The 23001-nt window shown below is 43.6% G+C and carries 16 protein-coding genes and 1 pseudogene; 6 read left to right on the forward strand and 11 right to left on the reverse strand.

What is annotated here, in order from left to right:
* Positions 1-64: 64 nt before the first annotated feature.
* The 3 genes from A4V03_RS16495 to A4V03_RS16505 are packed head-to-tail and all read right to left on the reverse strand — an operon-like array spanning position 65 to position 3178.
* Positions 65-1093: an efflux RND transporter periplasmic adaptor subunit gene (locus A4V03_RS16495; RefSeq protein WP_065539659.1), complete on the reverse strand. Its 1029-nt coding sequence runs from the start codon at positions 1091-1093 to the stop codon at positions 65-67.
* Between the two features lie 33 nt (positions 1094-1126).
* Positions 1127-2473 carry a TolC family protein gene (locus A4V03_RS16500; RefSeq protein WP_065539660.1) on the reverse strand — a complete coding sequence of 449 codons (1347 nt, stop codon included), beginning with the start codon at positions 2471-2473 and terminating at the stop codon, positions 1127-1129.
* A gap of 54 nt (positions 2474-2527) precedes the next feature.
* Entirely contained in the window at positions 2528-3178 is a 651-nt protein-coding gene (locus A4V03_RS16505; protein ID WP_065539661.1) for a TetR/AcrR family transcriptional regulator, read from the reverse strand.
* 295 nt (positions 3179-3473) lie between these two features.
* Between A4V03_RS16505 and A4V03_RS16510 the strand changes: the two genes are divergently transcribed.
* The 6 genes from A4V03_RS16510 (at position 3474) to A4V03_RS16535 (ending at position 15272) form a co-directional block, all read left to right on the forward strand.
* Positions 3474-5294, forward strand: a complete 1821-nt coding sequence (locus tag A4V03_RS16510) for a MutS family DNA mismatch repair protein (protein ID WP_065539662.1) — start codon at positions 3474-3476, stop codon at positions 5292-5294.
* A 302-nt stretch (positions 5295-5596) separates the two neighbouring features.
* Positions 5597-6979 carry an IPT/TIG domain-containing protein gene (locus tag A4V03_RS16515; protein WP_065539663.1) on the forward strand — a complete coding sequence of 461 codons (1383 nt, stop codon included), beginning with the start codon at positions 5597-5599 and terminating at the stop codon, positions 6977-6979.
* Between the two features lie 20 nt (positions 6980-6999).
* On the forward strand, positions 7000-10089 hold the full coding sequence (locus A4V03_RS16520; protein ID WP_065539664.1) for a SusC/RagA family TonB-linked outer membrane protein: 3090 nt from the start codon (positions 7000-7002) through the stop codon (positions 10087-10089).
* 12 nt (positions 10090-10101) lie between these two features.
* Entirely contained in the window at positions 10102-12141 is a 2040-nt protein-coding gene (locus A4V03_RS16525) for a RagB/SusD family nutrient uptake outer membrane protein (RefSeq protein ID WP_065539665.1), read from the forward strand.
* 23 nt (positions 12142-12164) lie between these two features.
* Entirely contained in the window at positions 12165-13169 is a 1005-nt protein-coding gene (locus A4V03_RS16530; RefSeq protein ID WP_065539666.1) for a DUF4973 domain-containing protein, read from the forward strand.
* A 93-nt stretch (positions 13170-13262) separates the two neighbouring features.
* Positions 13263-15272 (forward strand): hypothetical protein, encoded by a 2010-nt coding sequence (locus A4V03_RS16535; protein WP_065539667.1) that lies wholly within the window; start codon positions 13263-13265, stop codon positions 15270-15272.
* A 1274-nt stretch (positions 15273-16546) separates the two neighbouring features.
* On the opposite strand, the gene A4V03_RS16540 is transcribed toward A4V03_RS16535, so the two are convergent.
* From A4V03_RS16540 to rplQ, 8 genes and pseudogenes are all read right to left on the reverse strand, one after another.
* Positions 16547-17086, reverse strand: coding sequence for a hypothetical protein (locus A4V03_RS16540; RefSeq protein ID WP_065539668.1), 540 nt, complete (start codon positions 17084-17086; stop codon positions 16547-16549).
* Positions 17087-17199: 113 nt separating this feature from the next.
* Complete coding sequence (locus A4V03_RS16545; protein WP_065540483.1) at positions 17200-17595, reverse strand: hypothetical protein; 396 nt, start codon at positions 17593-17595, stop codon at positions 17200-17202.
* Between the two features lie 145 nt (positions 17596-17740).
* On the reverse strand, positions 17741-19501 hold the full coding sequence (gene tnpC / locus A4V03_RS16550) for an IS66 family transposase (RefSeq protein WP_065539669.1): 1761 nt from the start codon (positions 19499-19501) through the stop codon (positions 17741-17743).
* An 87-nt stretch (positions 19502-19588) separates the two neighbouring features.
* Complete coding sequence (gene tnpB, locus A4V03_RS16555; protein ID WP_065538242.1) at positions 19589-19933, reverse strand: IS66 family insertion sequence element accessory protein TnpB; 345 nt, start codon at positions 19931-19933, stop codon at positions 19589-19591.
* Positions 19934-20044: 111 nt separating this feature from the next.
* Positions 20045-21604, reverse strand: coding sequence for an IS1634 family transposase (locus A4V03_RS16560; RefSeq protein ID WP_065538612.1), 1560 nt, complete (start codon positions 21602-21604; stop codon positions 20045-20047).
* Between the two features lie 112 nt (positions 21605-21716).
* A pseudogene (gene tnpB / locus A4V03_RS16565) lies at positions 21717-21908 on the reverse strand (IS66 family insertion sequence element accessory protein TnpB); the annotation flags it as partial.
* Between the two features lies 1 nt (position 21909).
* On the reverse strand, positions 21910-22278 hold the full coding sequence (locus A4V03_RS16570) for a hypothetical protein (protein ID WP_065538241.1): 369 nt from the start codon (positions 22276-22278) through the stop codon (positions 21910-21912).
* 232 nt (positions 22279-22510) lie between these two features.
* Positions 22511-22999, reverse strand: a complete 489-nt coding sequence (gene rplQ, locus A4V03_RS16575; protein WP_065539671.1) for a 50S ribosomal protein L17 — start codon at positions 22997-22999, stop codon at positions 22511-22513.
* Positions 23000-23001: the final 2 nt, after the last annotated feature.

A 23001-nucleotide genomic window follows, 5' to 3' on the forward strand; every position in this document is an offset into this window, starting at 1 on the left:
GCCGGAAGATCGTTTTGAAATCAGGTTAATTAATAAAAGCATTGGGAAAGGTACTGGATACCTCTTATTTGGAAGAGGCTTCCACCTCTACTTCCATACCGTTTACCAAACGTGACTGTCCGGCAACTACCACCCGTGAGTGATCCGGTACGCCGGATTTCAACTCATACTCCGTACCCATGCGCCTACCTAGTTCGACCTTATTATAAGATACCTTACCGTCTTTATAAACAAATACATAACGGTCGCCGGAACCTGCCTGTTTGACGATTGCCAAATCGGGAACAACGACGTTTTCCGATGTACCGAAGTTCAATGTCGCACGGGCAAACATTCCCGGACGCACACGCTGGTCTTTATTATCCAGTCTGATCTCTACCTGGAATGTACGGGTAGCGGCATCTATGGTAGGGTAAATCAGATGGATGGTTCCTGTAAATACTTCATCGCCATATACATCGAGTTTCACATCGACAGGAGTACCTTTCTTCACTTTCGTGAAGTAGGTTTCGGACACGTTAATCAGTAGTTTTACGGGAGTGATCTGTTCTACTACAAGTACGGGTGTGCCACCGCTGTACATATCGCCGTTATCATAGTTGCGTGCAGTGACTACACCATTGATAGGGCTTTGCAAAGAGGTATTCTCCAGCAGATTCTTATAAGCGGTTTTCTTCACATCGAGTTGCATCTTCGAAGCATCCCATTCTGATTTGGAGGCACCTCCCACTTTATATAATTCATCGATACGGTTGAATTCTATTTCCTGATTATCCAGTTGCAGTTTCGTCTGCTTCAGGTTAGCTGCATCCATCTGCACCAGTTTCTGGCCTTTGGATACGCGGTCGCCCACTTCCACAAAAATCCGGTCGATACGTACGGGGGACGAAGGGGCTATATTGTTCTTTACCTCAGCTTCCACCGTTGCTGTGTAATCTTGTATTTGATCTACGGGACGGGCTGTTACGTCTGCCAGCTTCACAATGGGCTTCGCGTCTACATGTTCTTCCGTAGCCGCTTTGTCTTTTCCACCTGTACATGAGCCCATACACACAGTGAACAGCAGGGCTACCAATTGGATACTTCTTTTCATATTCCTTACTTGTAATTTTTTAATTGTCTATCTTTATTCTTTTCCCAAAACCTGATCGAGGTCTGCCTTAGCAACCAAGTAATCGTATATGGACTGATTATAGGTGAGTTGTGCCTGTGTCAGCGACACTTGGGAACTGTTCAGTTCGAGCACCGTGCCCTTACCTACATCATAACGTTTTTCGGCAATCACTACCGCTTTCTTTGCCTGCATCACATTTTCCTTATTGCTGACCACCTGCTCTGTGCTGGCACTCATGTTGTTACGACAACTGACAATCTGCATATTCAACTGTCTTTCCGTATCAATACGGTTCCAATCGAGCTGGCGCATCTGTATACGGGCAGATTTCACTTTCGTGAAGTTGCTTGCCTTATATAAAGGTATGCTAAGATTGAACATCAGGTTGGAACTGTTGCTCCAGTTATAATCCAAGAAATTGATGTTCGGATTATACAAAGACTGATATTTGTAGGAGAAGCTCATGGAAAGAGTCGGTATGAAGTTCGCTTTCAAGGACTTTACGTTCTTTTCAAGCAACTTCATGTTCAAGTCCAACTGCTTCATGGTGGTATTGTTGTCCAGATTGATATTCTCTTCTTTCAACTGGTTGGCAAACATCGCCGTTTCATAGTTGGTCAGACTATCGTTAATTTTTATCTCCACATCGGCTGTAATACCCATCAGGACTTTCAACTGCAACTTAGCCAAAGTCACCGCATTAGCAGCCGAAATCAAGTTTGGCTTAATGCTGCGCATCTGCACTTCCGCACTGATCTTGTCATATTCGCTCACAGTTCCCTGCTGATATTTGGCATTCACTACATTGTAGTTATCTTCTGCCAGTTTATAACTGCCTTGAAGCACTTCATAACTGTCCTGCGCAAGCATCAACTGATAATAAGCCTTGCTTACCTGATTCACGAGATCCAGTCGGGAAGCGCGTGACTTCTCTACTGCCAGTTCAATATCCGTCTTTGTCATCGACATGGCACGGTAAACGCCTGGCACAAAGAGTGGCAGATTAATGCTCAGTCCTGCATTAGCGGTGTTCGTACCGTCTTGTCCCATCTTGAACGACATATCGTTCAATTTCATTTCAGCCGCTTTAATAGTATGATCTAGCGCGCCGGTAATGCTAGCTTCCGGCAACAGATTTTGCCAAGCTTCTTTGCCGGCCACTTTCTTTAAAGCGATTTCTTCTTCTGCCACTTTGATTGTCGGATTCTCATCCAATGCAATTTCCAGGGCTTTGTCTAAGGTTAAGGTCAGGATATTCTTCTCCGCCTGTGTGTCTTGCGCCTTTGCAAAACCAAATGCACAGAGTGCCACAGCTACCAGAAGAATCTTCTTACCTGTCAATCTTCTCATCTTGTCCATAAACTGAATTCTTATTTAATCTTACTTGTTTGTCAATAAAACCTCACTCTTGCTTTAATCTGCGATGCGGTTCTTACGATATTCTTGTATAAAGTCTTCCAATACCTTTGCTCCTTTTTCGGTAGAAATGCCGCGTATATAAGTAAACATAATGGATTCGTACACTTCAATAAAAGGATATTCATTGCAGATATCCGTATTCAAAAGTACGTCAAACTGCTCTCGTACCAGCAAATTGACGATAGCGAAGTTCACATCCGAACGAAAGATGCCCTGCTCTACTCCCGTCTTGAAAAAGGACATCGTTTTCTGCGAATCGCTGTCCTGCCGGTTCTTCATCATCTCATGTATCTTCGGATATTTCTTGATGTCTTCAAAAAAGCGTTTATTCGTCTGATGGAACATCTCAATACTTTTCTGAAAGACTGCAAGTATTACCTCTAACACATTGTGCGACTGTTCAAAGACTTCCTGCAAATACTTATCTCTTTCTGCCTGTGCCTTCAGTATGCATTCTTTCAACAACGATTCTTTATCCGAAAAGACTTCATAAAGGGTACGTTTGGAGATTCCTAATGCTGCTGCAATGTCGTCCATCGTAATGCTCTTGATGCCTTGTGAAGTAAAAGCTTCTGTTGCTGCCGTTATGATCCGTTCTCTTAACTCTACCCGTTGGGAAGCGTCTTTTCCATGCTCTGCCATCATCCGTTTTTCTATTTTATTAAAATGCAGTTTTTCGTTTTCTTTTCATTTCCAAAGGAAAAACGGAACAAAGATATATAGAAAACTTAATTAAGAAATCAAGTTTCCATCTATTTATAATGCATTTGGGAATTATTATCATTCAGGAGAGTGAAATGAAAACAAGTGTTAATGGGAGATATGGAACAAATACACACTTCTTCCGTTAATAAACAGTAAATCTACTCATGACAAAAACAAGCTCCTATCCCGACCGTTACGAATTATATTACCTTTGTGCAAAAGAAGTAAAATTGTCATGGAAAAACTAGCACAAATCATTACCACATATCAGCAAATCATTCAGAAAGCAGAACTGGAGTTACAAAATACCCGGAAACGTATCTATTACATTAGCCTTCTCCGGCTTATCTTATTCGTAGGAGCCGTAGCAAATGCCATCATTTTCTGGTCTGACGGTTGGCTTTACCTCTCTGCGTTCGCTATCCTACCCTTTATCCTATTCATTTGGTTAGTAAAACGCCATAATTTCTGGTTTTACCGAAAAGACTTTCTGAAAAAGAAAATAGAAATCAACGAGCAGGAACTACGTGCCATGCAATATGATTTTTCCGATTTCGACGATGGAAAAGAATTCATTAACCCGGCTCACCTCTACACGCTTGATCTGGATGTATTTGGCGAACACTCTCTTTTCCAATATATCAATCGCACCGCAACTCCTATCGGCAAGCAGCATCTTGCAAACTGGTTCAATGTACATCTGGAAAATAAAGTGGCTATTGAACACCGCCAGGAAGCCATCCGGGAATTATCCGCAGATTTGGAATATCGTCAACAAATCCGCATACTTGGATCGCTCTATAAAGGAAAACCTGCCGATACTACCGAAATAAAAGAATGGGCAACCAGTCCGAGTTATTATCGGAAACGCACACTTTTGCGTATTCTCCCAACTGCGGTAACAGTCATCAACATCCTATGTATAAGTTTAGCTATGTTAGACATTATCTCGGCTAGCATTGCAGGAGGAGTATTTGTTAGCTTTGTATTATTCAGCACTATTTTCTCCAAAGGGATCACCAAACTACAAACAACCTACGGAGAAAAGTTGCAGATTCTTTCGACATACGCCGACCAAATACTACTCACTGAACAAAAAGAAATGCACAGTCACATACTGCAAGAGTTAAAAGTGGACCTTACAAGTCAAAATCAAACTGCTTCTCAAGCAGTCCGCCAGCTCTCTAATCGGATGAATGCGCTCGACCAACGAAGCAATCTACTAATAAGCACTATACTCAACGGACTGATATTTTGGGAGCTACGCCAAGTGATGCGAATCGAGAAGTGGAAAGACATTCATGCATCCGACCTACCCCGTTGGATAGAAACAATCGGAGAAATAGATGCCTATTGTTCCCTGGCAACATTTGCATATAATCATCCGAATTATATCTACCCCACTATCACCGCTCAATCTTTCCACCTACAAGCTGAAGCTTTGGGACACCCTCTGATGGATCGCAACAAATGTGTACGCAACGGTATAGACATTGAAAAACGTCCTTTCTTTATTATAATCACAGGCGCCAATATGGCAGGCAAAAGTACTTATTTACGTACTGTAGGAGTAAACTATCTACTGGCATGTATAGGAGCCCCCGTTTGGGCAAAGCAAATGAAAATATATCCGGCCCGACTCGTTACCAGTCTTCGAACCAGCGACTCCTTAGCTGACAACGAATCTTATTTCTTTGCAGAACTCAAGCGACTTAAATTAATCATAGATAAGCTTGAAGCAGGAGAAGAACTTTTCATCATCCTCGATGAAATATTGAAAGGAACAAACTCCATAGATAAACAGAAAGGTTCTTTTGCTCTTATCAAACAATTCATGCACATGAACGCCAATGGCATCATTGCCACCCATGACTTGTTATTAGGGACTTTAATAGACTCCTTCTCACTAAATATCCAGAATTACTGTTTCGAAGCTGACATTACGAACAATGAACTCCGTTTCTCATATCAAATAAGAAACGGAGTTGCTCAAAATATGAACGCCTGCTTCTTAATGAAGAAAATGGGAATCGCCGTTATTGACAAGGAAGAATGAAGGTGTACCTGCAAAAATTCAATCACAAAGGTAATGTGACCTACATGGCACTAAAATGACACTTAAATGGTACTATATTTTCATTTATTAACCAATTATTAATATACACATATGCTATTAATTACTATTTTTACAATCGTATTCAAGATAACCTTTGGTTGATGTGAAACTAAGGAAACATTTCAAATCTGTCTAATACATCTTTAGTATACTTCTAGCATTTATTAAACAGATACAGAAACTTTCTTTAGTGTCTATTTGTAACCAATTTTATTTATATCATTAACTTATTTTTAATACTTATGAAACATTTTATTCCATTGCTGCTATTATTTTTGTTTAGCTGCAGCGAGAGTGAAAAGAACATCGGACACGATCCGTCGAAGCCGATAGTATTCGAAGATTTCTCTCCCAAAGAAGGGTCGGTTCGTACCCGGTTGTATATCACCGGCAGTAATTTCGGTAATGACGTTTCCAGAATCCATGTAAACGTAGGAGGAAAAGAGGCAAAAGTCATCGGTTCCAACGGAACGGAGATTTACTGTATGGTTCCCAAACGGGCATACGATGGAAAGGTGACAATAACAATTGACGGAGAAAACGGCGAATCTGCCACAGATTTCACCTTCGAAGATGAATTTACTTATCATGCCAAACAAACAGTAGGCACACTTATCAGAAATGTAGACGAAGACGGAAACGGCAGTTGGATAGAAGGTCCTTTTGCCGATGCAAGCGTTTATGGAGGCGACTGGTTAGTGATGGGACCTCCCCAAGATGGAAAGAAGGTGTACCTAGGCACTTATGGCGGCGGAATATATGTGCTTGATCTGGAGACAGAAACGATGACAAAGCTATTTGGCAAACTACACAACGACATGCAGACATTCACCTTTACCGCTGACGGAGACACACTACTTATACCCGATGATAACGGACAAGGCACCAATACCGATCGTCCCAACATCTACTATGCACTGCGTTCTGAGAGCTTCCGCAAGCAACATGTTTATTCTTACGGAACGTGCAGTTACTCCGTTGTTTCGCATCCGGACGACCGCACGGTGTTCTATACCAGTTGGATACGCGGAGGTGTCTATAAGAAAGACGGGCAGTTTAATGCAACGACTGGAAAGTGGGAACCCAAACGTTGCTTCGAGCTGGGCAATCTGGTGCAGATAGACGGTGCGCATCCACATCTCATCATGCATCCCACGGGGAAATATATGTATATCGTGTGCGAACAGGTAACGGCCGTTCTCCGTTCGGATTACAATCCTATCACGAAAGAGTTTGAATATCCCAGAGTGATAGCCGGCCACTTGTCTGCCACCGGCTATACAGATGGTGTAGGAGGAGCAGCGCGCTTCGATAGAATTTATGCGGGTGTATTCGTAAAAAACAGAGAATACGAAGCTGCCGGCAAGGAAGATATCTACGACTTCTATGCAACCGAGAAGTGGAATTGCGACGTGCGCAAGATTACGCCCGAAGGAGTGGTGACTACTTTTGCAGGGAGAAGCAATTCCTCGTCGGACGGCAAGACCTATGGTTACGTAGACGGCGACTTGCGTCAGGAAGCCCGCTTCAACCAGCCGATAGGCATTACCTATGATGAAGAAATGGAAACTTTCTATATCGGAGAGTTGGAAAACCACGATATTCGTTACATTACTACTGAATAATACTTTAAAAAACACACAATATGAAAAAATTTATATTACTCTTGTTCTTACTGTCGGTGGGATGGAATATCATCGGCTACGCTCAAGAAAAACAGGTGGAAGTGACGGGTATCGTCACAGATGCGAAAACGAAAGAACCGTTGATCGGTGTGAACATTACCATCAAGAACTCTCCCGGACTGGGCACCATGACTGATATCAACGGCCGATACAAACTGAAAGCCAATCTTTATTCCTACCTTATATTTTCCTACATAGGTTTCGACAAACAGGAAATACTGCTTAAAGACAGCCGTGTGATCAATGTAGCAATGAAAGAAAGCGAATCTACCGTGCTCGACCAAGTAGTAATCACCGGTACGGGTGCACAGAAGAAAATTTCTGTGACAGGTGCCGTCACTACCGTAGATATAAAAGATTTAAAGACACCTACTTCCAGCATCACCAACGCTTTGGCAGGGGTAGTGCCGGGTGTGATGGCCCGGCAGACCTCCGGTCAGCCGGGAGATAATATTTCCGAATTCTGGATTCGAGGTATCTCCACTTTTGGAGCTGGTTCCGGCGCTTTGGTATTAGTGGATGGATTTGAACGTAGCATGAACGAACTAAATATTGAAGACATAGCTACTTTCACTGTGCTAAAAGATGCTTCTGCTACTGCCATTTATGGCTCACGCGGTGCCAATGGCGTGGTGCTGATAACCACCAAACGCGGTAAGGAAGGCAAGGCGCACATCAACGCAAAGTTGGAAACCTCATATAATATGCGCACCCGGACCCCTGAATTTGTAGACGGCGTGACGTATGCGCGCATGATGAATGAGGCCTATACTACCCGCAATAGGGAAGCAGCCTATTCGGAAGACGATATTCATCTGATTGCAAGCGGTCTTGACCCTGACATCTATCCGAATGTAGACTGGATGGGAATGTTGCTTCGAAAAGGAGCGCCTACCTATCGGGCTACCTTAGACATGAATGGCGGTGGTACGCTCGCACGTTACTTTATCTCTGCCAGCTATGTAGACGAAGGGGGTATGTACGAAGCTGACGAAGCCATGAAAGATTTCAACACCAACGCCAATTACCGCCGTTGGAACTATCGCATGAATGTGGACGTTGACTTGACAAAGACTACTCTGATTAAGGTGGGAGTATCCGGCTCGCTGGCCAAACAGAACCAGCCGGGCGGCACCAGCGATGAGATATGGGGAGCCTTGCTGGGATACAATCCTATCAGCTTTCCGGTGCAGTATTCAGATGGGCGCGCCGCTTCACGAGGATATGCCGAAAAGCAGAATCCGTGGATATTGATCACCCAACAAGGATTCAACGAAACTTGGGAAAACAAGATTCAGAGTACCATCAGCCTTGAACAGAATTTCGACTTTCTCACCAAAGGATTGAAGTTTGTAGGACGCTTTGGATATGATACGACCAACAGAAACTATAACCGCCGCATGAAATGGCCCGAAGGCTGGCAGGCAGAACGGCAACGTGATTCGGACGGGAATATTCAGTTTAAACGAACGACAACGGAACAATTGATGATGTCGCATAGTGGTTCCAACGGTGAACGTAAAGAATATCTCGAAGCGGAACTGCACTACGACCGCACGTTTGGCGACCATCAGGTGGGAGCCGTACTGAAATATACACAAGACAAATTCATTGATACCTCGGAGAATATCTCCAACAACTATGTCCAAACCATCGACCGCCGTCATCAGGGACTTGCCGGACGATTCACTTACGGATGGAAATACCGCTATTTCTTTGATGCCAATTTCGGCTACAACGGTTCTGAAAACTTTGCTCCCGGACATCAGTTTGGTTTCTTTCCGGCTTTTTCTGTGGCATGGAACATTGCAGAAGAACCCATTGTGAAGAAAGCACTTCCATGGATGGGAATGTTCAAACTGCGCTACTCTTACGGTAAAGTGGGCAACGACTATGTAAGTGAGAGAGGAGCAAGAGTTCGATTCCCTTATCTGCCGACCTTCAAGACCGATGATCTCTTTGGATATAACTATGGCGACATAGGAACGAACATTTATTATTATACAGGATTGACCTACGCGACACTGGCATCGAAAAATGTCACATGGGAAGTGTCGAAGAAACACGATGTGGGATTGGACTTCTCACTGTTTGGCGACAAATTGAGTGGTACCATCGATTACTTCCACGAACAACGTGATGGCATCTATATGACCCGCAACTATCTACCGCCAAGTCTTGGACTGAACACGCTAAACTCTGCTCCTGCCGCCAATATCGGTTCCGTTCTTTCCAAAGGATTCGATGGAAACATCGCTTTCAAACAGAAGATGGGAGAAGCCGACTTGACCCTGCGCGCCAATATGACATACAGCAAAAACAACATCATCGAGTATGACGAGGAGTACAGCCACTACGGATATACAAGACAGGCAGGTTTTCGCGTAGACCAAGCACGCGGCTTGATAGCCGAAGGCCTGTTCAAAGATTATGACGAAATACGTCAAAGCCCGCAACAGATGTTCGGTGAGGTAGCACCCGGCGACATCAAATATAAGGACGTGAACGGTGACGGACGCATCAACGACGACGATGTTGTGCCTATTGGCGCCACCACCCGCCCTAACCTGGTCTACGGTTTCGGACTGTCTACTTCTTGGAAAGGTATAGATTTCAACGTCCACTTTCAGGGGGCAGGCAAATCATCGTTCTTTATCAACGGCTATACGGTATATCCGTTCAGCGAAGGAGACTGGGGAAATATTCTGACGGACGTAGTAGGCAAGTATTGGTCGCTAGGTAGCAATGAAAACCCTCATGCAGAATATCCGCGCTTGAGCTTCGGAGGCAACAACAATAACTATCGCGCGTCTACCTATTGGCTACGAGATGGTTCATACATGCGTCTGAAAACGCTGGAGATTGGCTATACCCTGCCAAAGACGTTTGTCAACAAGCTTCATATAGATAACATACGTTTCTATTTGATGGGCACCAATCTCCTCACGTTCTCAAGTTTCAAGCTATGGGACCCCGAAATGGGCAGCTCCAACGGACAGAAATATCCGCTGTCGAGAACATATACATTAGGAATGACTATCAACTTATAATCAAGAAGTGTTATGAAAACAAGAAAATATATCTTACTGGGAATGGTGATGGCAGGATTGAGTCTGAGCGTCACCTCCTGCACAGACTACATGGACATGCAACGCTACTTCAAAGACCAGCAGAGTGAAGACCACATCTTTGAAAATAAAGATAATACTTTGCAGTGGCTGTCTTATTGCTACAGTGCCTTGCAGGGTGACAATCTAGAAATTGCCCACAGCGACGTGTGTCCTACCAATTACTCTGACGACATGGTATTCAACGAAGGAAACAACGGAGAACGCTTCCGCCGTTTCAAGTTGGGCGAATACGGGTACGGCTATGCCTATCAGGACTACTATACCACCTCTTGGCCAAAGTCTTACGAAGGCATCCGTCAGGCATCCATCCTTATTCAAAACGTAGATAAGAATAAAGACCTGACACCCGAAGAGATTACGGATGTGAAAGGACAGGCCCGTTTCGTGAGGGCATACCTCTATTGGCTGCTGTTGCGCAAATATGGTCCGGTGCCCATCATGCCCGATGCAGGCGCGGACTATACGGAATCGTATGACAACCTTTCGTTTCCCCGCAACAGTTATGACGAGTGTGCCGAATACATAGCCACGGAGATGGCACAAGCAGCCACTGAACTGGCGGAGAAGAGAAACAATGTAAACATTGCACGCGCCACGAAAGGCGCCGCGCTAGCCGTGCGTGCCAAAGCCTATCTTTTCGCCGCCAGTCCGTTGGCAAACGGCAATACGGAAATGGCGGACTTCACCGACAAAACGGGACGCATCCTCATCTCACAGACATACGACGAAAGTAAGTGGGCGAAGGCTGCCGCTGCCGCACGTGACCTCATCGAATTGGCAGAGAGCAGAAACCTTTACCGGCTTTACACCAGCCAGGTGCGCACAAACACTACGGACGAGGCATATCCGAACACCATTACTCCGCCCGAACATCCGGTTTACTCCCATCAAGACTTCCCCGACGGTTGGCAGAACATTGACCCGTTTGAGTCCTATCGGTCTGTGTTCAACGGCGAACTGTTCGCATCGGAGAATCCGGAACTTATCTTTACTCGGGGAAAGAACAACAACCACAATGGCGAGCTGAAAGACATGGGTGTCACCGACTTGGCGAAACATCAGTTGCCCGGCACGGCTGGTGGCTGGAATATCCACGGAGTGACCATGAAGCAGTGCGATGCATACGCTATGGCAGACGGAAAACCGTTCGATCGTGCCACTTGCCCCAAGAAGTTCACTGCCGATGATAACAAGGATGAACATCCCTACGACCACCTACGCAACGGCGTTTATTTCGAATATGCCAACCGTGAGCCTCGTTTCTATGCTTCGGTGGCGTTCAGCGGTTCGATGTGGTTCTGTTTGAGTGCCAAAGAAGATGGATATAAAAATCAGCAAGTGTTCTATTATAGAGGAGAATCCAACGGACGGACTAACGGTAATGAGCGCTGGATTCCTACCGGTATCGGTGTGATGAAGTTTATCCATCCCAAAGACTGCAACACGAACGAAGGCAAGATGGAAGGGAAGGTAGATACTGCCATCCGCTATGCCGACATTCTGTTGATGTATGCCGAAGCGTTGAACGAACTGACCGGCACTTATCAGATTAGTTCGTGGGATGGAGCTACCACCTACACCATCCAACGGGACATGGAAGAGATGCGTCGCGGAGTGAAGCCGGTGCGCATGCGTGCCGGAGTGCCCGACTACAACGATGTTGTGTATAATGACCCGGATGCTTTCCGCCGCCAGCTGAAACACGAACGCCAGATCGAGTTTTTTGCTGAGAATCAACGTTTTTGGGACTTACGCCGCTGGAAAGACGCTCCCGTAGACGAAGCGGAACAGATATACGGTTGCAACACTCTGATGAACAAAGCGCACGCTATCGAATTCTATACACCGGTGCGGGTGCCCTACTTGCAAACTTCATTCTCGCGCAAACAGTATTTCTGGCCGATTGCCTACAACGAACTGAAACGCAATAAGAATATGACACAAGCCCCTGGATGGGAAGATTACGATTAATCCGATAATAAACACAGAACGATATGAAGAAATTATATATAGCTATCGCACTGTTGGCATGTATCGCCTTCAGTGCCTGCAATGACGAATGGAAAGACGAACTGTATGAACAAATGATTTCCTTCAAAGCTCCGGTAGACGCAACGGGTATATCAAATATCTATTTGCGCTACAACCCCGACGGCGTCTGCTCTTACCAACTGCCCGTCATCGTGAGTGGAACCACTGATAATGCCAACAATCTGGAGGTGAAGATAGGAGTAGACAATGACACGCTCGATGTGCTGAACATAGCCAAGTTTCTCCATCGCACCGACCTTTATTATAGGCAACTGCCCGAAACGTTTTATTCTCTTGCCTCTGAAACATGCCACATTCCGGCAGGAAGCAACGTGCAATCCTATACGATAGACTTCAATTTTACCAATCTGGACTTGGTGGAGAAGTGGGTACTTCCACTCACCATCGAACCCGGCGAGGGCTACACTCCTAACATGTGGAAGGGATGGCGAAAGGCGCTGCTGAAGATCAACCTGTTCAACGACTATTCGGGCAAGTACTCTGCCACGAGCATGAACATCTATATGGACGGAGAAACCACCGACCCTGCCACGATTTCCGAACGTAACGTGTCGGTAGTCGATGAAAACAGTGTGTTCTTCTACGCGGGAACGGTGTGGGAGGAAGACGTGAACCGCAGCAAGTACAAGGTGATTGTCACCTTTAATCCCGGCACGACGGATGAAAGCGGTACCGTTTCAGGCACACTGACTTTGCGCCCGGGCGATGCCGCAAACGAGATGAACCTGCAAAGCAGCGGTACTTGTACGTACGAGATACGCAGCAACATGGACCCCGTACAGCCTTACCTGAAACACTACTACGTGACGATGCAGATGCAGTATAACTACACCGACTTCACTTCCGATCCTTCCAACCCGATTGTGTTCAACGCTCGCGGCTCGTTGGTGTTGGAACGTAAGATCAATACATTGATTCCTGATCAGGATCAAGCCATTCAATGGTAAAACAAAGAGGAGGGATAGTGGTGGCAGTAAAAACCAAATCGGAGTGCGGCTGACCCTGTAGAATAATAACTCACATTAACCAAATATCGAAATATGAATCTAAAGCAAAATATGGGTTGGCTTACAGCGGCAGTGCTCTTGTCGTGTGCCGGTTTATTAAATGCTCATGAAGCTACAAGATGGACGATTGCTTCGCCCGATAGCATTTATTGGCAAGTAAACGGCACACACCAGGATCACATTGAGATGAGCGGACTGAAAATGTCGGTCGTGTTGCGCTACGGTGTAAACGACAGAGGCGAATGGATGATCGACCGTAATCTTATTCTGCCCACTTTCCGAACCATTCCGAACGATACGCATGGCAGCTTGCAACATCATTTTAATGGAGACTGGGCACACCTGTGCACCGTAAACGGACAGCCTTTGACAGGCGAAAAGGTGGAAACCGTCTCACTAAGCGGGTTTATGACAGTGAGAAGCATCTATGCCGATAGAGGCGTCGCATTAGTACGCACTCTTTTCCCTTCCGCTTCCCATCCGGCGTTTTGTGAGAAATATGAACTGGAAAATACGACAGACCGTCCGCTGACGGTTGAGTTTCCATCACTCACCCTCTCCTATCGCACCGATCAAGAGAAAGGAGTGGAAGGCAGTTATCGGCTGACAGCCACGTTCTCATCTTCCGTGAAAGAGGGAACATTTCAGTTAAAATCCGGCGAAAAGGCATGGTTCCAAGTGATCTATGCCGGATATAAAGAGCATGACCGGGAACTTATATTGCATGCAGACCGGGAACTGGAAGCGCGCCGCGACTTCCTCCGACAGTTACGAAACAATCTGGTGCTTGAAACACCCAATAAAGTCATCAATACAATGTTTTCGTTTGCCAAGATACGCAGTTCGGAAAGCATATTCGACACCCAAGGAGGATATATGCAAAGTCCTGGAGGAGAAGCGTATTATGCAGCCATCTGGGCAAACGATCAGGCAGAATACATCAATCCGTTTTTCCCTTATTTGGGCTATCAGGCGGGCAATCGCTCGGCAATGGATTCTTTCAGCCTGTTCATGCGATATATGAATGATGAATATAAACCGCTGCCCTCCTCTATCATTGCCGAAGGACTGGACTGTTTCGGTGTGGCGGGCGATCGTGGAGATGTGGCAATGGTTGCTTACGGCGCGGCACGCTATGCTTTGGCATCCGGAAAATATGGCGAAGCAGAAAAATTATGGCCGCTGATTAAGTGGAGTCTGGAGTATTGCCACCGGAAACTGAATGCGGAAGGAGTAGTGACATCGGATTCCGATGAACTGGAGAATCGTTTCCCTGCCGGAGAAGCCAATCTATGTACTTCTTCTTTATATTATGATGCTCTGATTTCAGCCGCACATTTGGGAAAAGCCTTGAATAAGGAAGAGAAATTGATCAAATCTTACCGCAAGGAAGCTGCCGAACTTTATAAGAATATTCATACTTATTTTGCCCGAGAGGTGGAAGGTTATGACACCTATCGCTATTATGATGGCAACACAGTGCTACGTTCGTGGATTTGCATCCCCCTGACCATGGGCATCTACGACCAGGCAGAAGGCACGATAGCCGCCTTGTTTTCAGATAAATTATGGATGGAGAATGGCTTATTGACACAGTCGGGCACTTCTACCTATTGGGATCGCTCCACACTTTACGCTTTCCGTGGAAGTTACGCTTGTGGTGCCAGAGATATCGCGACCAAATATCTAGAACAATATTCTACAACCCGTTTATTGGGCGACCATGTACCTTACGCTGTAGAAGCATGGCCGGAAGGAAATCAGAGGCATTTATCGACCGAGAGCGCATTGTATTGCCGTATTATGACGGAAGGCTTGTTTGGCATACGTCCCATTGCATTGAACGCTTTTACATTGACACCACAACTACCGAAAAGCTGGAATGAAATGGCTATCAGACGCGTTTGCGCATTTGGCAAGATATATGATATAGAAGTAAAACGTGACAAAGGAGAACACTTACTGGTATTCATTAAGGAAGACAACAAGACGGTCAGAAAATATAAAGTAGACAATGGCAAATCCGTAGAAGTGCGCTTCTAGCCTTCCGGTAAACTGCAAACAAGTATGTGTCAAACAGAAAAGTATGATCTAGGAGGGGGCAAAACTCAATGATAACTCCATCATCCTTCTTCTGAAAGAATGGGGAGTTTAGCTATTCCCCTTTCTTATTTAACGTGAATTCTAAGACTTCACGTTAAATAAAGTATCATAAATGCCACTATAAGATTATTGCCATTCATCGCTTTCACCTGATTCTTGAAATGCCGATGAATAAGGCTATAGCGGGTGAAAGCGAGGGGTGAAATCAGGTGAAACAGAACATTATCGGTTTCACCTTGGCTTTTCAAAATATCCTTTGAGCTAAAACCAATATCATTATAGCTAATCCGGATATCATTATAGCTAATGAAAATATGCTTATAGCAAATCCATTGTCAGGTATTAATAGATGAACTGTCAGATATTAATAGCTTGGTTGTCAGGTGTTAATACATTGGAACTCATCTATTAATACTTGAATTGGTACATCTATAGATTCAACAGATTGCATCTATATACTCACCGTATTGCATCTATATATTCAGCACGATGGCTATATATGTCCAGCAATCGGTATAAATAAATTCAAAAGGTGAAAGCGATAATGGAAGACTTCACCTGGTTTTTTCCTACGCTTTCACCCGCTATCTACTTATTCATCGATGTTTCAGTTATAAGGTGAAACGGGTGAAACTTATGAATCAAAAGTTCATGGTATACTTATGCAAATCAGTAATTGAGAACAAAATCTCATCCATTTCCGTGCGGAATTGAACTGAGCCCTCACCTTTTCATATCAAATGAGAAACGGAGTTGCTCAAAACATAAACGCCTGCTTCTTAATGAAAAAATGGGAATCGCTGTCATTAACGACTAATCCCCATTCTTCATATGAAAATCAAAGTTATCCTTTACAGTAAGATCTAAAACCTGCTTTATTTAGTAGCAGCAAACTGAATCTAAAGTTTCAAACTGCATGTTTTTTAACGTGTCGGAAAAACAAAGTCAAACAAGAGGCTGTCTAAAAAGTCGGTTCTATCCTCATTCTCCTCCTTCAGGAAGCTACCCTTTTACACATCTATTTTTTTAAGAAATAGGCACATAAAGAGTTAAATTAATTAAGGCTATTCATGGTAAGCATAGTCATTATTTAATCCTTTTTTTTCCTAATAACACCTTTAAATATTCCAATTTGTAAGGATTTAAAGATGTGTATAAAGGGTAGCTTCCCGAAAGAGGGGAATTAGAGTTACTGACGACTTTTTAAACCGCCTTTACATTTTACTTTTTGAAAGAAAAGCTACTACTGCAGAAGCTTCTTCATTGGTGAAATACTGCACCGGTGTTATTGGCTGATACGTGTAAGGTACAAATTGAAATAGCTGTACAGCAGCAAACTTCTTATCAGCAGAGAGCATCACATCCATACGTATATTTCCACTAGCCTCGCTTTTTATTTTCAAATCAGTAGAGAATGAACCCGAATTCACAAAATTCATTAAAGTATCCACATGCTTCAAATCAAAAAATACACTATGTTCTTTAGCCACGCTTTTTGTTGGCAAATAAATAACTTCCTTTGATTTCCAGAAAAGACGGAAAATCCCCATAAGGAACAAACCTGCTCCCAAAACCATTAAAGCCATACTGGCCGTAGAAGACTTGTCATCCAATTCGAAAATTGAAGCAAAAGCTAAAATACCAATCAATAACATTATAGAAGAAATTAAAACTCCAGAAACACTTGTACGTTTAGCGATATCGGGATGTGTAGATGCAAATATAGTAGCATCAATCGTTTGAGTAGTTGCCATAATATTTAATATTAAATTTATTAGTAAAAATATAAACATAAAAGATAAGTGCAATCACCAGTACACAGAAGGTACCAGCAACCACTAAATAAACAGTACCAATAAATTTACTACTAAATAATTATACGCCTCAAAGTGTATACATAGTACGCACTTGATGGTTGGCAATAATAGGAAGTTGTTGTATCATAAATCCGTCCCCAATGCTGTGATAGTGAACTCTCACGATCAGCACAACATTGTAGCACATTCTTTAAAGAAAAGAAATATTCTCCAAGCTGTACACGTTGAATACGCGACACTGACATTTGATGACTCTGCAAATTATTCAATTCAGCCACAGGCTTACCCGGAAGCCCCGGTGTACAGATCTCTCCATGCTGCCCAATGATATATGTAATATCACGCCCCTGCTTATCCACCGTTTTTTCGGTAGAAACATTGCTTGCTATGCTATGAAAAGCAACTGTCAGCAACAGAAACAATATTACCTTTACAAATTTTGCCATATTCATCTGCAAATATAACAGATTCTCATTATGAAAAGTTCAATTAGGATATATTTCAGTAATCATTCTATTTTCCGCCACGACAATTTTATCGGCTGTTTTTCAGCCGATAAAATAAAAATGCCCGCAAGAAAATATTTTTGTTTTAACATTCCGGTTTATAAAAACATGGTAGAAGAGTCTTCTTGTCGCAGTCCTTACCATGAAGAATACATTCGAACAGGTGCTTCAGGTAATCCTGAGGGTCTATGCCATTAAGCTTACAGCTTTCTATCAGAGAGAAGATGAATGCCGAGTTTTCTGCCGCATCCTCACTGCCTATGTTCATACAGTTCTTGAGCAACAGCTTTACCGGTTTCATCCTTTGTTCACAGAGGTTGTTCGATATTTCCGCTGCACCGTCCTTGAGGATATTTCTCAGGGACTTCCACTGGTTTAACGTATAATTGACAGCCTTTCTCATCAGTTCGTTAGCCATAACCTTCGCATCCTGCATCATCATGACCACCTTATGATGGATACTTTCAAGGATCGGTCCTGTAAGCTTCCGTCTTTTCCCCTTTATCTGCTCACCGCTGAGCTTCATGGTGCGGAACAGATCTTCATTCATGAACATATCGCCGATGGAGTCTATTATCTCCATCGCTGTCCTGTCCGAAGGCAAGGCGTCAACCCACAACCTTCTGCAGTGCGTCCGGCATCCTATATGAAGCACCTTTGAGTCTTCTCCATCAAACATTCTGTAAACCGTATATCCGTCAGTGGAAAGGGTCCCCATAAAATGTTCCAGGAACGACTTCGCCACATCGGATGACCTGCTGCCGTTGTTATAGTGGTAATAGACCATCTTCATATGCTTTGCAAAGAATGCCCATAAGTACTTTCTCCTGTAAGCCTTGCCTTCCTTTGTTTCGACGCCTACAAGTTCGGTCGTCTCATCAACCATAAGATATTCAGCCTGCTGTACAAACCCCTTGAATACCTCTCCGATAAAACCCTTGAGTTTGGCGATTCCGTTATGGATATAGCTGTTCAGTGTGGTATTGCTTATGTGGATGCCCTCTCTGGCAAGCAGTCTTATCTGCCTGTTCTCCGGCATGCTGAAGTCGTATTTCAGACAGAGCAGACGGGCAAGCAGTTCAGGAGAGAAGATGCCTCCAAGGTCTTTCAGCGGATGTTCCATCGTGTTCGCGAAAGTGCCGTCCGCAAGCTTCACCCTTGCCACCTTGTAGACATGCTCCACGTTATGAGCCCTTACATGTTCTATAACCCTGTATTCCCACACATCAGGCATACCGTTGCGGTTCATGAACCGTCCTCCTTCGGGAAGCGTGTAATACTCGTCCACTTCATGTACTACTACTTTGTCAACTTTCAATTTGGTTTTCACGGCACGTGGTGCAGTTTCCTTTCTTCTTGAAGGTTGGCTGTCCTGTGCAGGTGTGCTACCAGAAGTGGTACTGCTGCCGGTTTCGTTACCGTCAGCCTTATCGTTGTCATCATCCTTTCTGTCAGAACCGTCATATTCGGACTTATGCAGTGCAGACTTGTCAAGGTTACGGTTGTTCAGCAGTTTTCTTTGCTCGGATGTACGACCGAAACGGTGTTTCCTGTTGTCCTCAAGCTGAAGCCTGAGATTGGAAATCTCGTTTGCCAGCATCCTGTTCACCTCGTCTTTCGCTTCAAGCTGCTTTCTCATAAGCTCCATTTCTTTTCGATAGTTCTCGACTGTTACGGATAATTCATTGATTGTATCAACCAGAGCCTTGGAGTTCTCCTTATTGGATTCTTCAATGGCCTTAAACCTCGCAATCAGTTCGTTTACCTGTTTGCGAAGCCCTGCCTTTTCCTCATTCGCCAGACCCAACTGGCAGCAAAGTAACTCGTATGCCCTTTCATCAATCATGATATAAAGGTACGAAAAATCAGGCAGTTACGCAAACTTTTTATCGTTTATTTTTATATCATTTTACTGATAATCAATATATTAATATTAATCTTTTGAACTAACGTACATCTTGTCAACTACAATACTTTCCGTAAGATAGACCATGTCTGACCATTGTATCCGGTAGCATTTGGAGACCTCATCAAATACCGGTTTCTTGAACTTTCCCATGACAGGACGTTTCTCGTAAAGCACATAAAAACCGCGTTCATAATGAAGTATCTTCACAACCTTCCGGTTACGGGACATGAACATATAGACGTTGGAGGCATCGCTCGGGTCAAGTGACATCTCTTCCCTTATACTCTCACATAATCGGAAAATACCTTTCCGCAGATCAACATTACCGTTGAACAGGTAATAGTTCAGGTTAGCACTCAGTCCCAGCATGTCATCCTATCATTTTATTAAGCAACAAGCTCAAATCAAGAACTGTGGTGTTTCTCAGGAACAGCGTTGCGCCTGATGCCAATTCCTGACTTTATCATTGCGTCACCCAAATCATAACTCTAACCAATCATCAGTATCAATGAGGTACGCTATAGCTCTCTCCTCCTCTGTGAGGCAGAGAGTTTTTGTTATAGTGTCTTTATTCTCCGGACGTGCAATCTCAATAGTAACTATAGTCTCGGCTATCTTGAGTGTTTCATCTACAGAGTATGGACACCCAGACAATTTTAATAGCCTTTCAAGTTCCTTGTATACTTTCAAAGCAACGAAACATATACAAACATGAGCCTCAATTCTTCTTGGCGTGAAATGGAACATCGGTCTTACATCCAGCGTACCTTTGGTAATACGAAACGACCGTTCCACATTCCATAGATTCTGATAGGCTTCATAGACTTTCTCTGGACTTAGATCCGTATTTGTCTTATACCCTTTTAATCCATCCCATATTGCATCTTCCTTTATCTTTTCCTCATCTATACTGACTGTAATTCCAGAACTGACTGAAAGGAACTTGTTGTAGCCTCGTTTGTTGATGTCCGCCTTCGTCAGTGTTCCCTTAGAAAAACGTTTTCTTAGCCTTTCCACACCTTGTTCTCTATCGAATGCGTTCTTCTTTGCCCTTTCATCAGAGTATCCAACAATAAGCCTGTCTCCATCCGGATATTTGATATCATTGAACACCCCACACCGACGCTCTGTTGCAATTATTTTCTCCATTATCCGGCCGGATTCCTTCTTTATCCTGGCACCTATTATATACTTATATCCACCATCACGGAGTAGCTTTACATTCTTTGCGCTCATAAGCCCGGAGTCTGCAATTACTACAAAATCATTGCCGAGATTGAATCTTTGAACAAAATCATCTACGATGGGAAGCATTGTATATCCCTCATATTGTGAACCGTTAAACAGAGAATAAGACAAGGGATATCCTCCACGACTGACAAGAAGTCCTAAAACTACTTGTGAATTTGCATTTTTACCATCTTTGGAAAAACCGGATTCCCGTAACTCGTCCTTATTCGTTGTCTCAAAATAAAGGGTTGTGACATCGTAGAAAAGTATCCCTAAATTCCCGCCAAACAATCCTTTTGTATGCTTAACACTTATCTCCTGCACGAGTTCCTGCTGGGTATTATATAGTTTATCGAGATAACGATAAATCTTCTGTAAACTGACCTCTTCCTTGAAATGCCGTCTCAGATAATCCACTGTGGCCTTCTTGCTCATAGGAGAGCATATTCTGGATACTACAAGATGACGTAGTTCTTCATCCTGTATGATATTGAATCCGATTTTATCGTAAACTTTATTGATGATTCTCTGAGGTGAATTCAGAGAAGTACTTATTATATTGGATACTATGTACTCAGTCATTGAATTCTCTTCCCGTCTTAGTTTTTCACACTCATCATCAGGGAAGCTTATGGTTTGCTGTCCACCGTAATGGGCTATCCAATTCTTTCCTTCATTTACAAGTTGACTAATTTCATCCTCGGTTGTACCCACACCTATGACATGGAGTTCCGTAAATCTACTGGAACTCTTATCGGCGACGACAACACTGGTCGAACCGGATCGATTCTTTTTCCTACGCACAAACATAGCACGAAGATACAAAATTCCCGTGCGTCACCCAAATTAGACTTAAAAACACTGCTACAGATATCTATAGGGCAGGTTCATGAGAAAATTTTAAAAAAGTGATAAAGTCAGGAAAACCGCGTTCATAATGAAGTATCTTCACAACCTTCCGGTTACGGGACATGAACATATAGACGTTGGAGGCATCGCTCGGGTCAAGTGACATCTCTTCCCTTATACTCTCACATAATCGGAAAATACCTTTCCGCAGATCAACATTACCGTTGAACAGGTAATAGTTCAGGTTAGCACTCAGTCCCAGCATGTCATCCTATCATTTTATTAAGCAACAAGCTCAAATCAAGAACTGTGGTGTTTCTCAGGAACAGCGTTGCGCCTGATGCCAATTGTAATTTTACCCATCTTATCGGAGCTTCACCTTCGGGCTGTCTCACTTCCATTTTCACGGTTGGACTGTTGCAGGGATTGCCGGTTATCTGGACTTTGGCAACCTTGGGGTGATCAACCTGAACTGTCTTGCCTAACTTCTCACTCCATAGCTGGTGGCGCTGCCAGTTCATGAACTTGTCGTAATTCACTCCATAATCCGCACAGAACTCGCGAAGGTCTTTGGTTTCGCAGCACAGCTGATAGAGGTCGTACACCTCTTGGTAGTTTACTTTTTCTTTTGCCATAATCTTTGTTAGTAATTGGTTATGGCGCAAAGATATGCTGGGTTGCGATGCGTGTCAAGGCGGAAAATAGAATGGTTACCAAAGATATGCTGGGTTGCGATGCGTGTCAAGGCGGAAAATAGAATGGTTACTATATTTCAATTATCTTAGTATTAGTAAAGGATAGATAGACAAACAAAAAAGGCTACCTTTGAGGGTAGCCCTTTTTATATCTATAAAAATAATTGTAAAATTATTCAGCTGATTCAGCTTTCGGTTCTTCAGTTGCAGGAGCTTCAACAACAGCAGGAGCAGCTTCAGCAGTCTTCTTCGAACGACGAGTACGAGTAGCTTTCTTAGCAACTTTTTCCTTAAGCATATTTTCATTGTAGTCAACCAACTCAATGAAGCACATTTCTGCATTGTCACCCAAACGGTTACCAGTCTTGATGATACGAGTATAACCACCCGGACGATCAGCAATCTTAACAGAGATTTCTTTGAACAACTCTGTTACTGCAATCTTATCTTGCAAGTTGCTAAATACAACACGACGAGAGTTCGTAGTATCTTCTTTAGACTTAGTGATCAAAGGCTCAACAAACTTCTTCAAAGCTTTCGCCTTTGCAACAGTCGTAGTGATTCTTTTGTGCTTGATCAAAGAGCAAGCCATGTTAGATAACATAGCGCTTCTATGAGAAGCAGTACGACCTAAATGATTGAATTTTTTATTATGTCTCATTT

This window comes from Bacteroides caecimuris, assembly GCF_001688725.2.
GTDB lineage: Bacteria > Bacteroidota > Bacteroidia > Bacteroidales > Bacteroidaceae > Bacteroides > Bacteroides caecimuris.

Bases quoted from the DNA above. Each gene is read 5' to 3' on its own strand.
- A4V03_RS16540 (WP_065539668.1), bottom strand. From the start codon at position 17,086: ATGGCAACTACTCAAACGATTGATGCTACTATATTTGCATCTACACAT.
- A4V03_RS16560 (WP_065538612.1), bottom strand. From the start codon at position 21,604: ATGTTTGTGCGTAGGAAAAAGAATCGATCCGGTTCGACCAGTGTTGTC.
- rplQ (WP_065539671.1), bottom strand. From the start codon at position 22,999: ATGAGACATAATAAAAAATTCAATCATTTAGGTCGTACTGCTTCTCAT.
- A4V03_RS16520 (WP_065539664.1), top strand. From the start codon at position 7,000: ATGAAAAAATTTATATTACTCTTGTTCTTACTGTCGGTGGGATGGAAT.
- A4V03_RS16530 (WP_065539666.1), top strand. From the start codon at position 12,165: ATGAAGAAATTATATATAGCTATCGCACTGTTGGCATGTATCGCCTTC.
- A4V03_RS16545 (WP_065540483.1), bottom strand. From the start codon at position 17,595: ATGGCAAAATTTGTAAAGGTAATATTGTTTCTGTTGCTGACAGTTGCT.
- A4V03_RS16525 (WP_065539665.1), top strand. From the start codon at position 10,102: ATGAAAACAAGAAAATATATCTTACTGGGAATGGTGATGGCAGGATTG.
- A4V03_RS16510 (WP_065539662.1), top strand. From the start codon at position 3,474: ATGGAAAAACTAGCACAAATCATTACCACATATCAGCAAATCATTCAG.
- A4V03_RS16535 (WP_065539667.1), top strand. From the start codon at position 13,263: ATGAATCTAAAGCAAAATATGGGTTGGCTTACAGCGGCAGTGCTCTTG.
- A4V03_RS16495 (WP_065539659.1), bottom strand. From the start codon at position 1,093: ATGAAAAGAAGTATCCAATTGGTAGCCCTGCTGTTCACTGTGTGTATG.
- A4V03_RS16500 (WP_065539660.1), bottom strand. From the start codon at position 2,473: ATGGACAAGATGAGAAGATTGACAGGTAAGAAGATTCTTCTGGTAGCT.
- tnpB (WP_065538242.1), bottom strand. From the start codon at position 19,933: ATGCTGGGACTGAGTGCTAACCTGAACTATTACCTGTTCAACGGTAAT.
- A4V03_RS16505 (WP_065539661.1), bottom strand. From the start codon at position 3,178: ATGATGGCAGAGCATGGAAAAGACGCTTCCCAACGGGTAGAGTTAAGA.
- tnpC (WP_065539669.1), bottom strand. From the start codon at position 19,501: ATGATTGATGAAAGGGCATACGAGTTACTTTGCTGCCAGTTGGGTCTG.
- A4V03_RS16570 (WP_065538241.1), bottom strand. From the start codon at position 22,278: ATGGCAAAAGAAAAAGTAAACTACCAAGAGGTGTACGACCTCTATCAG.
- A4V03_RS16515 (WP_065539663.1), top strand. From the start codon at position 5,597: ATGAAACATTTTATTCCATTGCTGCTATTATTTTTGTTTAGCTGCAGC.